Source organism: Brevundimonas sp. Soil_N_31 (assembly GCF_057655995.1).
This window is the reverse complement of record NZ_JBDGLE010000008.1, coordinates 179,755-190,475: the sequence shown is the minus strand read 5'-3', so window position 1 is coordinate 190,475 and position 10,721 is coordinate 179,755. Positions and strand designations below refer to the sequence as shown.

9 protein-coding genes are annotated in these 10,721 nt (G+C 68.5%); all 9 read left to right on the top strand.

Going from position 1 to position 10,721, the window contains the following annotated elements; all coding sequences use genetic code 11:
• The first annotated feature begins 610 nt into the window (after positions 1-610).
• From ilvD to leuB, 9 genes are read left to right on the top strand one after another with little or no spacing between them, the layout of a single operon-like run.
• A complete protein-coding gene (ilvD, locus tag AC3A3G_RS14100) occupies positions 611-2,353 on the top strand; it encodes a dihydroxy-acid dehydratase (protein ID WP_487488480.1) in 1,743 nt (580 codons plus the stop codon).
• Positions 2,354-2,365: 12 nt separating this feature from the next.
• Positions 2,366-3,379, top strand: coding sequence for a ketol-acid reductoisomerase (ilvC, locus tag AC3A3G_RS14095; protein ID WP_487488479.1), 1,014 nt, complete (start codon positions 2,366-2,368; stop codon positions 3,377-3,379).
• 29 nt (positions 3,380-3,408) lie between these two features.
• Positions 3,409-5,115, top strand: a complete 1,707-nt coding sequence (gene ilvG, locus AC3A3G_RS14090) for an acetolactate synthase 2 catalytic subunit (protein WP_487488478.1) — start codon at positions 3,409-3,411, stop codon at positions 5,113-5,115.
• A 2-nt stretch (positions 5,116-5,117) separates the two neighbouring features.
• On the top strand, positions 5,118-5,369 hold the full coding sequence (locus AC3A3G_RS14085; RefSeq protein WP_253110946.1) for an ACT domain-containing protein: 252 nt from the start codon (positions 5,118-5,120) through the stop codon (positions 5,367-5,369).
• On the top strand, positions 5,369-6,616 hold the full coding sequence (locus AC3A3G_RS14080; RefSeq protein ID WP_487488477.1) for a 2-isopropylmalate synthase: 1,248 nt from the start codon (positions 5,369-5,371) through the stop codon (positions 6,614-6,616). The genes AC3A3G_RS14085 and AC3A3G_RS14080 overlap by 1 nt, the downstream gene beginning before the upstream one ends.
• The gene (locus AC3A3G_RS14075; RefSeq protein WP_200168351.1) at positions 6,600-7,574 is read left to right on the top strand and encodes a branched-chain amino acid transaminase; all 975 of its coding nucleotides are present in this window, start codon (positions 6,600-6,602) and stop codon (positions 7,572-7,574) included. The genes AC3A3G_RS14080 and AC3A3G_RS14075 overlap by 17 nt, the downstream gene beginning before the upstream one ends.
• A complete protein-coding gene (leuC, locus tag AC3A3G_RS14070) occupies positions 7,561-8,970 on the top strand; it encodes a 3-isopropylmalate dehydratase large subunit (RefSeq protein ID WP_487488476.1) in 1,410 nt (469 codons plus the stop codon). The genes AC3A3G_RS14075 and leuC overlap by 14 nt, the downstream gene beginning before the upstream one ends.
• Entirely contained in the window at positions 8,963-9,568 is a 606-nt protein-coding gene (leuD, locus tag AC3A3G_RS14065; protein ID WP_125900671.1) for a 3-isopropylmalate dehydratase small subunit, read from the top strand. The genes leuC and leuD overlap by 8 nt, the downstream gene beginning before the upstream one ends.
• Entirely contained in the window at positions 9,565-10,671 is a 1,107-nt protein-coding gene (gene leuB / locus AC3A3G_RS14060) for a 3-isopropylmalate dehydrogenase (protein WP_289648349.1), read from the top strand. Before leuD ends, leuB begins: the two co-directional genes overlap by 4 nt.
• The last annotated feature ends 50 nt before the right edge of the window (positions 10,672-10,721 follow it).

Below are 10,721 nucleotides of genomic sequence, written 5' to 3'. Positions count from 1 at the left end.
CAAAACCCCGAAAACACCGTCTCCGAAGCCCGTCGGGCCAGCCCGTCTCCGAGCGAGGCGGCGATATACGTCCCCACCTTCCGACTGGCAATAGACTTTTCACAAAAAGCTCAAGAAACTCAACGAACCAGAGTCGTTCGCGCCTTGCTTCCGGCGCCCTTCACGTACGCGCGCGTCTTGAGGGCTAAAGTGAAATCGGCCTCAAGGTGAAATTTTCATCCCCGATGCGTATTTGAGCGGCTGTTTTTGGCGCACAACCTCCCTAGCGACGCCGCTGCAGGGTTCTTTCTTCCATAAATCGCGCATCCGCGGTTGCGCCGCAACATTCGGCGAGGCATAAGAGCGCCAGTTCGAAAGGTCTGTCCTTGTCCCACCGCGCCGCCATCGCTGCGATCCTGAGCCCCGCGCAAGCGGCGGCGGATCTGCGGGTGCTGTCGCTGGGCGTACTCCTTCTCTCGGTAATTCTCATTCCGCTTAGCCAAGCGGTGTGGATGCCTGCGACCTGACCTGAACCCAGCCAGTTTCGCCCATTCACCCCGCTCCGGCTCCGGACGCGGGGTTTTTCTTGTGCCCAGCCCAACACCGACAGGCAAGAAGTTCCAAAATCACTATGATGACGCCCTCTGACAGCACGAAACAGCCCAACAGCCGCTCTGCAGCTGTGACTCAGGGCCCGAACCGGGCTGCGGCGCGGTCCTATCTGCGCGCGGCGGGGATGCAGGACGCCGATTTCGACAAGCCGATGATCGGCATCGTCAACACCTGGTCGACCGTCACGCCGTGCAACATGCACCTGGACCGTCTGGCCAAGGACGTTCGGGCCGGGATCGTCGCGGCGGGCGGCTATCCGGTCGATTTCAACACCATCGTCGTCACCGACGGCATCTCCATGGGCACGGCGGGGATGAAGGCTTCGCTGATCAGCCGCGAAGTCGTCGCCGATTCCATCGAACTGGCCATCGAGGGGCATCAGTTGGACGGCGTCGTCTGCATCGTCGGCTGCGACAAGACGATTCCCGCCGCGGCCATGGCCCTGGCCCGGATGGATATCCCCGGCCTGGTCTATTACGGCGGCACCATCCTGCCCGGCGTCATCGGCACGAAGGAAGTCTCGGTCCAGGAAGTGTTCGAGGCCATCGGCGCCCACGCCGCCGGTTCGCTGGACGACGCGGGCCTGAAGGCGGTCGAGAGCGCGGTCTGTCCCGGCGCAGGGGCCTGCGGCGGTCAGTTCACGGCCAACACCATGGCCATGGCCCTGTCGATGATGGGGATCAGCCCCATGGGCGCCAATGACGTGCCCGCCGTCGACCTGGCCAAGGGCGCGGAAGGCGAACGCTGCGGCCGCCTGATCGTCGAGCGCGTCTTCGCCGGAGACAGCGCCCGCAAATACATCACCAAGGCCAGCCTGAAGAACGCGGCCATCGCCGTCTCGGCCTCGGGCGGATCGACCAACGCCGTCATGCACCTGACCGCCATTGCGGCCGAGGCGGGCGTCGACTTCGGCGTCGAGGACTGCCACCAGGCCTGCGTCGAGGCGCCGGTCATCTGCGACCTGAAGCCGGGCGGGCGTTTCCTGGCCTCGCACCTGTATGCGGCGGGCGGCACGCGCCTGGTCGCCCAGCGTCTGGCCGAGGCGGGCAAGATCGCCAACGTCCCCACCGTTTCGGGCCGCAGCCTGTTCGCCGAAGCGGGCGACGCCGAGGAGCAGCCCGGCCAGCAGGTCGTGACCCGCTTCGAGGCGCCGGTCATGGCCCGTGGCTCCTACGCCGTCATCTATGGCGATGTCGCGCCTGAAGGCGCCGTCATCAAGCTGACCGGCCACAAGGTCGATCGCTTTGAAGGCCCCGCCGCCGTCTTCGACTGCGAGGAAGACGCCTTCCACGCGGTTCAGGACGGCTCGGTCGGCGAAGGCGACGTCATCATCATCCGCTACGAAGGCCCCAAGGGCGGGCCCGGCATGCGCGAGATGCTGCAGGTCACCGCCGCCCTGAAGGGCCGCAAGGTCGAGAACGTCGCCCTGCTGACCGACGGCCGATTCTCGGGCGCCAGCTACGGCTTCGTCGCCGGCCACGTCTCGCCCGAGGCGGCGGCAGGCGGCCCCATCGCTCTCATTCGCGATGGCGATCTGATCGTCATCGACGTCACCAACCGAAGGATCGATGTGCTCGTCGATCTGGAGGCGCGCCGGGCGGACTTCGCCCCCAACCGGATCCGCCCGGCGCAAGGCGTCTTCGCGAAATACCGCGCCGCCGTCGCCTCCGCCTCGCAAGGGGCCGTGACCATTCCCAATCCGCCGCCGGCCCAGATCCCTGCCGATCTGGCCGCCCGCTCCACCGAAACCGCTGCTTCTTAAGGACGTCCTCCCATGGCCATCACCATCTACACCAAAGAAGACATCAAGCCGGGCGCCATCGCCGGGCAACGCATCGCCGTCATCGGCTATGGCTCGCAGGGTCGCGCCCACGCCCAGAACCTGAAGGATTCGGGCCACGACGTGATCGTCGGCGTTCGTCACGGCGGCACGGGCTGGAAGCACGCGACCGAAGACGGCCTGGCCACGGCCGAGCCCGCCGAAGCGGTCAAGGACGCCGACATCATCGCCATCCTGACGCCCGACATGATCCAGAACGAGATCTATCGCGACATCATCGAGCCAAACGCCAAGCCGGGCTCGGCCCTGCTGTTCGCCCACGGCTTCTCGATCATCTACGACCGCATCACGCCGCGCGACGACATGGACGTCATCCTGGTCGCGCCCAAGGGTCCGGGCGATCTGGTCCGCCGCGAGTTCGCGCGCGGTCGCGGCGTCCCCTCCCTGTTCGCCATCGAGAAGGACGCGACCGGCCAGGCGCGCGACCGCGCCATGGGCTACGCCAAGGGCATCGGCGGGGCGACCGGCGGCCTGCTTGAGACCTCGTTCCGCGAAGAGACGGAGACCGACCTGTTCGGCGAACAGGCCGTCCTGTGCGGCGGCGCCAAGGAGCTGGTCATCCAGGGATTCAACACCCTGGTCGAGGCCGGCTACCAGCCCGAGATCGCCTATTTCGAGTGCCTGCACGAGCTGAAGCTGATCGTGGACCTGTTCTACGAAGGCGGCATCTCCAAGATGCACCACTTCATCTCGGAAACGGCCAAATGGGGCGCCGTCGCCTCGGGCCCGCGCGTCATCACCGACGAGACCCGCGCCCGCATGAAGACCGTGCTGGACGAGATCCAGAGCGGCCAGTTCGCGCGCGAATGGATCGCCGAGAACGAGGCGGGCAAGCCGAAATACGAGGCCCTGCTGACCGAGGACCGCGCCAGCCAGATCGAACAAGTCGGCGCCCGTCTGCGCGACCGCATGGCCTGGCTGCAGACGGCCAAACAGGCCGCCGCCTGAACCTCTATATATAAAGAGAGACTGATCCGATGAGCGCCGCCGCGCCCGCCCTGAAAACACCCCCCGCCCCGGCCGTCATGACCGGCGCGCGCCTGCTTGTCTCCAGCCTGGAGCGGATGGGCGTAGAGGTCGTGTTCGGCTATCCCGGCGGCGCCATCATGCCGATCTACGACGCCCTGACCGGCTCGTCGCTGAAGCACATCCTGGTCCGCCACGAACAGGCCGCCGCCTTCGCCGCCGACGCCTATGCGCGCCTGAGCGGCCGGGTCGGGGTCTGCATGGCGACCTCGGGCCCCGGCGCCACCAATCTGATCACCGGCATCGCCAACGCCATGATGGATTCGGCGCCGATGGTCTGCATCACCGGCAATGTCCCGCAAGGGGTCATGGGCACCGACGCCTTTCAGGAGATCGACATCCTGGGCGTCACCCTGCCGATCGTGAAACACTCCATCCTGGTTCGTGACCCCGCCGAGATCCCGGCCGCCATCGAACAGGCTTTTCACATCGCCGCCTCGGGCCGCCCCGGCCCGGTGCTGGTCGACCTGCCCAAGGACGTCCAGTTCGCCGAAACCGTCGCCCCCTTCGGCTTCAACATTCCCAATGAGACGCCCGCCGCCGACGCCGACGCCATCGCCGAGGCCGAGCGCTTCATCCGCGCCGCCGAGCGCCCGCTGATCTACATCGGAGGCGGGGTGAAGATCGGCCGCGCGACCGAGGCCCTGCGCGGCTTCGCCGAGACCACCGGCATCCCCGCCGTCGCCACCCTGAACGCCCTGGGCACGGTGCCGACCGACGCCCCCGGCTTCCTGGGGATGCTGGGGATGCACGGCGCGCGCGCGGCCAATGAGGCGGTTCAGTCGTCCGACCTGCTGATCGTCATGGGCGCCCGCTTCGACGACCGCGCCACCGGCAAGCTGGCCGAGTTCGCTCCCCACGCCCGCGTCGTCCACTTCGATGTCGACGCCTCCGAAATCGGCAAGCTGCGCGAGACCCACGTCGCCGTCGGCGGCGAGATCCGCCCGGCCATCGAGGCCCTGACCGCGCGCATGGCATCTGCTCCGCTGGCCATCGACCCTTGGGTCATCCGTTGCGCCTCGGCGGCGGCGCGTCACGCCGCCCGCTATGACGCGCCGGGCGAAGGCGTCTACGCCCCGGCCCTGCTGAAGCAGTTGTCCGAAATGGCCGGCGACCGCTTCGTCGCCGCCTGCGACGTCGGCCAGCATCAGATGTGGGCCGCCCAGCACTGCCGCTTCGCCCGGCCCGAAGCCCACATCACCTCGGGCGGTCTGGGCGCCATGGGCTTCGGCCTGCCCGCCGGTTTGGGCGCCCAGCTGGCCGACCCCGATGCGGTCGTCGTCACCATCGCCGGCGACGGCGGCTTCATGATGAACGTCCAGGAGCTGGCCACCCTGCGCCGCTACGGCGTGCCGCTGAAGATCGTCCTGCTGGACAACTCTTCGCTGGGTCTGGTGCGCCAGTGGCAGGAGCTGTTCTTCGAAAAGAACTATTCCGAGATCGACCTGTCCGACAATCCGGACTTCGTGAAGGTGGCCGAGGCCTTCGGCGTCGAGGCCTTCCGCATCGACCGCCGCGATCAGGTCGAAGCCGGTCTGGCCCGCCTACTGGCCGCCGAGGGCACCTGTCTGGCCCACGTCGTCATCGACCCCAAGGAAAACGTCTGGCCGCTGGTGCCGCCGGGCAAGAGCAACGCTGAAATGATGGAAGGCGCATGAGCATGAGCGACACCATTCACATCCACATCGACCGGGCCGACGGCTCGCTTCAGCGTCTCATCGGCCTGGTGGAGCGCCGCGGCTTCCACATCGACGGCATCAACATGGCGGATGAAGGCGCGATGCGCCGCATCGCCCTGACCGTTCGCGGGCGCGACGCCGCCCGCTCCATCGACACCCTGGGCCGCCAGATCGACCGCCTGATCGGCGTCGCGCGCATCCAGGCCCAAACCTTCCAGTCCGAGGCCGCGTAATGTCCCGAGTAGAACGCGCATCCAGAACCGCCGAGATTGCGGCGTCCGACCCCAACCGCGTCATCATCTTCGACACCACCCTGCGCGACGGCGAACAGGCGCCCGGCTTCTCCATGTCGGCCGAGGCCAAGCTGAAGATGGCCCATGTCCTGCGCGACCTGGGCGTGGACGTGATCGAGGCGGGCTTCGCCGCCGCCTCGCCGGGCGACGAGGAATGCATCCGCCGCGTGGCGGGCGAGATCGAGGGCCCGGTCTTCGCCTCCCTGTCGCGCGCCAACGAGAAAGACATCGACGCCTCCTTCCGCGCCCTGGCTCCGGCGCCGAAATCGCATCGTCGCTGCCACGTCTTCCTGGCCACCAGCCCGATTCACCGCTCGGCCAAGCTGCGCATGAGCACCAACGAGGTGCTGGCCACGATTTCGCGCACGGTGGAATACGCCGCCTCGATGTTCGACGACGTGGAGTTCTCGGCCGAGGACGCCTTCCGCACGGAACCCGAGTTCCTGGCCGAAGCCCTGACGGCCGCCGCCGACGCGGGCGCGCAGACGCTGAACGTGCCCGACACCGTCGGCTACGCCACGCCCGAAGAGGCGCGCCAGCGGTTCGCCTATCTGGACGGGATCATCCGCCCGCGCCACGCGGACGTGATCTTCTCCTCGCACTGCCACAACGACCTGGGCCTGGCCGTCGCCAACTCCCTGGCCGCGGTCGAGGGCGGGGCGCGCCAGATCGAAGGCGCGATCAACGGCATCGGCGAACGGGCCGGCAACGCCTCCATCGAGGAGATCATCATGGCCCTGCGCACCCGCGCGGACCGCTATGGCGTCAGCGTATCCGCCGAGAGCCGCCACCTGGTGCGCGCCTCCCAGACCCTGCGCGACGTGACCGAAACGGTGATCGCCCGCAACAAGGCCATCGTCGGCCTGAACGCCTTCGCCCACGAGGCCGGGATCCACCAGCACGGCATGATGGCCGACGCCCGCACCTACGAGATCATGCGTCCCGAGGACGTCGGTTTCGAGGGCAGCTACTTCGTGCTGGGCAAGCATTCCGGCCGCCACGCAGTCGGCAAGCGGGCCGAGGCCCTGGGCCATGTGCTGGAAGGCCAGCGCCTGGCCGACGTCTTCGCCGGCTTCAAGCAACGCGCCGACCAGATCGGCGAAATCAATGACGCGGAGCTGACCGCCATCATCGCGGCCGTCACGGCCTCCGCACCACAGGATACGACCTATGCAACCGCTGGCTAAGAACATCTGGATCAACGGCGAGCTGATCGCGTGGGAGAAGGCCACGGTTCACGTCATGAGCCATGCCCTGCACTACGGCACCTCGGTGTTCGAGGGCATCCGCGTCTATGACACGCCGAACGGCCCGTGCGGCTTCCGCCTGACCGACCATGTGCGCCGCCTGTTCGACAGCGCGCGCATCTACCACTTCCCCATGCCCTATAATGAGGCCGAACTGGTTCAGGCCTGCAAGGACGTGGTGCGCGCCGAGGGTCTGCGCTCGGCCTATCTGCGCCCGCTGGCCTTTCTGGGCGAGTGCGGCATGGGGGTCAGCCCCTCGGCCGAGACGATCCGCAGCGATGTGATGATCTCGGCCTTCGCCTGGGGTGCCTATCTGGGCGAAGAGGCGCTGGAGAAGGGCGTCGACGCCTGCATCTCCAGCTGGAACCGCGTGGCGCCGAACACCGTCCCGGCGGGCGCCAAGGCGGGCGGCAACTATCTGTCCTCCTATCTGATCGGGCGCGAGGCCCGCGTGCGCGGCTTCGGCGAAGGCATCGCCCTGGGCGCCGACGGCCTGCTGTCCGAGGGCGCGGGCGAGAACCTGTTCATCGTCAAGGACGGGGTGCTGATGACCCCGCCGGCCGCCGCCTCCATCCTGCAGGGCATCACCCGCGACAGCGTGATGAAGCTGGCGCGCGGCCTCGGCTATGAGGCGCGCGAACAGGTGCTGCCGCGCGAGGCCCTCTATGTCGCCGACGAGGTCTTCATGACCGGCACGGCGGCCGAGATCACCCCCGTCCGCTCCATCGACGGCATCATGACCCGCGCAGGCGGCCCCGGCCCGGTCACCAAGGCGGTCAACAAGGCCTTCCGCGGCCTGTTCGACGGCACGACGCCCGACCGCTTCGGCTGGCTGGAGCCCATCGGCGAGGCTGAAAACGCCGCCCCGGCGAAGGAGCGCGCGCATGAGCCAGCCTAAGACCCTGTACCAGAAGGTCTGGGACCGGCACGTCGTCGTGCCGGAAACCGCCGAGACGCCGGGCGTCATGTATGTGGACCTGCATCTGGTTCATGAAGTCACCTCGCCCCAGGCCTTCTCCGAAATCGAGGCGCGCGGGCTGAAGGTCCGCCGCCCCGACCGCACCTTCGCCACCCTGGACCACTCAACCCCCACCCTGCCCGCCGGGCCGGATGGTCAGCGCCCCTATGTCACCGAACAGGCGCGGCGTCAGGTCGAGACGCTGGAGGCCAACTGCGCCCGTCACGGCGTCGAACTGGCGGGCTGGGGCTCGGACCAGCGCGGCGTCGTCCACGTCATGGGACCGGAGCTGGGCCTGACCCAGCCGGGCATGACCGTCGTCTGCGGCGACAGCCACACCGCCACCCACGGCGCCTTCGGGGCGCTGGCCTTCGGCATCGGCACCTCGGAGGTCGGCCATGTGCTGGCCACCCAGTGCCTGCTGCAGCGCCGGGCCAAGGCCATGCGGGTGACGGTCGACGGAGCCTTGCGTCCCGGCGTCTCCGGCAAGGACGTGGCGCTGGCCGTCATCGCCGCCATCGGCTTCGGCGGCGGCACCGGCTACGTCATCGAATATGCGGGCGAGGCCGTGCGTTCGCTGGACATGGAAGGGCGCATGACCCTGTGCAACATGTCCATCGAGGCGGGCGCGCGGGCGGGCATGATCGCCCCCGACCAGACCACTGTGGACTGGCTGCGCGGCCGTCGCCACGTCCCCGCCCACTATGAGGCCGCCGTCGCCGACTGGCTGAGCCTGGCCACCGACCCCGGCGCGCTCTTCGACAAGGAGGTCGTGCTGGACGGCGGCGCCATCCGCCCCATGGCCACCTGGGGCACCACGCCGGACGCCGGCGCCCCCGTCGGCGCGCCCGTGCCGCAGCCGCGCTCGGATTCGGACCGCAAGGCCATCGCCTACATGGGCTTCACCGCCGGCGAGGCCACGACCGGCCACAAGGTCGACGTGGTCTTCATCGGCAGCTGCACCAACGGCCGCCTGCCCGACCTGCGCGCCGCCGCCGATGTCCTGCGCGGCCGCAAGGTCCAGCCGGGCGTGCGGATGCTGGTCGTCCCCGGCTCGGAGGCCGTCCGCCGCGACGCCGAGGCCGAAGGTCTGGACCGGGTCTTCACCGAGGCGGGCGCCGAATGGCGCATCCCCGGCTGTTCCATGTGCATCGCCATGAACGGGGACTTCGTCGCGCCGGGCCAACTGGCCGTCTCGACCTCCAACCGCAATTTCGAGGGCCGTCAGGGCAAGGGCGCCCGCACCATCCTGGCCAGTCCCGCCACCGCCGCCGCCAGCGCCGTGGCAGGCGTCCTGACTGACCCGCGCGCCTATCTGGAGGCCATCCATGCCTGAGGCTTTCAAATCTCTAACGTCGAAGACCCTGACGCTGAGTCAGGCCAACATCGACACCGACCAGATCATCCCGGCGCGCTTCCTCACCACCACGACGCGCGAGGGTCTGGGCGCCCACGCCTTCCATGACTGGCGCTACGAGGCCGACGGCTCGCCCAAGCCCGAGGCGGTGCTGAACCGCATCGACCCGACCGAACAGCGCATCCTGCTGGCGGGGCCGAACTTCGCCTGCGGCTCGTCGCGCGAGCACGCGCCGTGGGCCCTGTTGGACTACGGCTTCCGGGCGGTGATCTCGACCGAGATCGCCGACATCTTCACCTCCAACGCCCTGAAGAACGGCTTCCTGCCCATCGTCGTCGATCAGGCGGTCTGGGACGATCTGGCCGCCCATCCGGAACAGCCGGTGACGATTGATCTGGACGCCAATGAGATCCGGCGCGGCAACGCCCGGGCCGTGCCGTTCAAGGTCGAGTCCTTCGCCCGCCAGTGCCTGCTGGACGGAGTCGACGCCCTCGGCTGGCTTCAGTCGAAACTGCCCTACGTCGCCACCTTCGAACGCCTGAGAAACGACGCCCCCCAAACGGAGACCGCACGATGACCGCTCCCGCCCCGCGCACCTTCAACATCGTCGTCCTGCCCGGCGACGGCGTCGGTCCCGAAGTCGCCCTGGCGGCCCAGCGGGTGCTGACCTGCATCGGCGACATCTACGGCCATCGGTTCGACTTCACCGAACACCTGATCGGCGGCGCCGCCATCGACGCAACGGGCGAAGCCCTGCCGGAAGAAACGAAGGCCGCCTGTCTGGCCGCCGACGCCGTGCTGCTGGGCGCGGTCGGCGGGCCCAAATGGGACGGCGCGCCGGTTCGTCCCGAGCAAGGCCTGCTGTCCATCCGCAAGGCCATGGGCCTGTACGCCAACCTGCGCCCGCTGCAGGTCTCGCCGGTCCTGGCCCACCTGTCGCCGCTGAAGAAGGAGATCGTCGAGGGCGTCGACCTGATCGTCTTCCGCGAGCTGACCAGCGGCGTCTATTTCGGCGAGAAGACCCGCACCGAAACCCGCGCCTCGGACCTGTGCGTCTATACGGTCGAGGAGATCGAGCGTGTCGCCCGCGCCGCCTTCCAGGCCGCCCAGCAACGCCGCGGCAAGGTGACGTCGGTCGACAAGGCCAATGTCATGGAGACCAGCCGCCTGTGGCGCGAGGTCGTGACCCACATCCACGCCGAGGAATATCCGCAGATCACCCTGGAGCACGCCCTGGTCGACTCCATGGCCATGCACCTGATCCGCAAGCCGCGCGACTATGACGTCATCCTGACCGAGAACATGTTCGGCGACATCCTGTCGGACGAGATTTCGGTGCTGGGCGGCTCCATCGGCCTGCTGCCCTCGGCCTCCCTGGGCGCGGACGGTCCCGGCCTGTTCGAGCCGATCCACGGCTCGGCGCCCGACATCGCAGGGCAAGACCTGGCCAATCCGGTCGGCATGGTGCTGTCGGCGGCCATGATGCTGCGTCACAGTTTCGATCTGGAGGACGAGGCCGACTCCATCGAGGCGGCGGTCGCGGCCGTCCTGGCCTCGGGCGCGGTCACCGCCGACCTGGGCGGGCCGCTGGGCACGGTGTCGGCCACCCGCGCCATCGTCGACGCCATCCGCGCCATCCACTGGGCGGCGGCGCGTCATGTGCCGATGCACTGGGCCTAGACGACATCTATAATAGGAGACGAGAGGCGGGCTGCGGTCCGCCTCTTTTC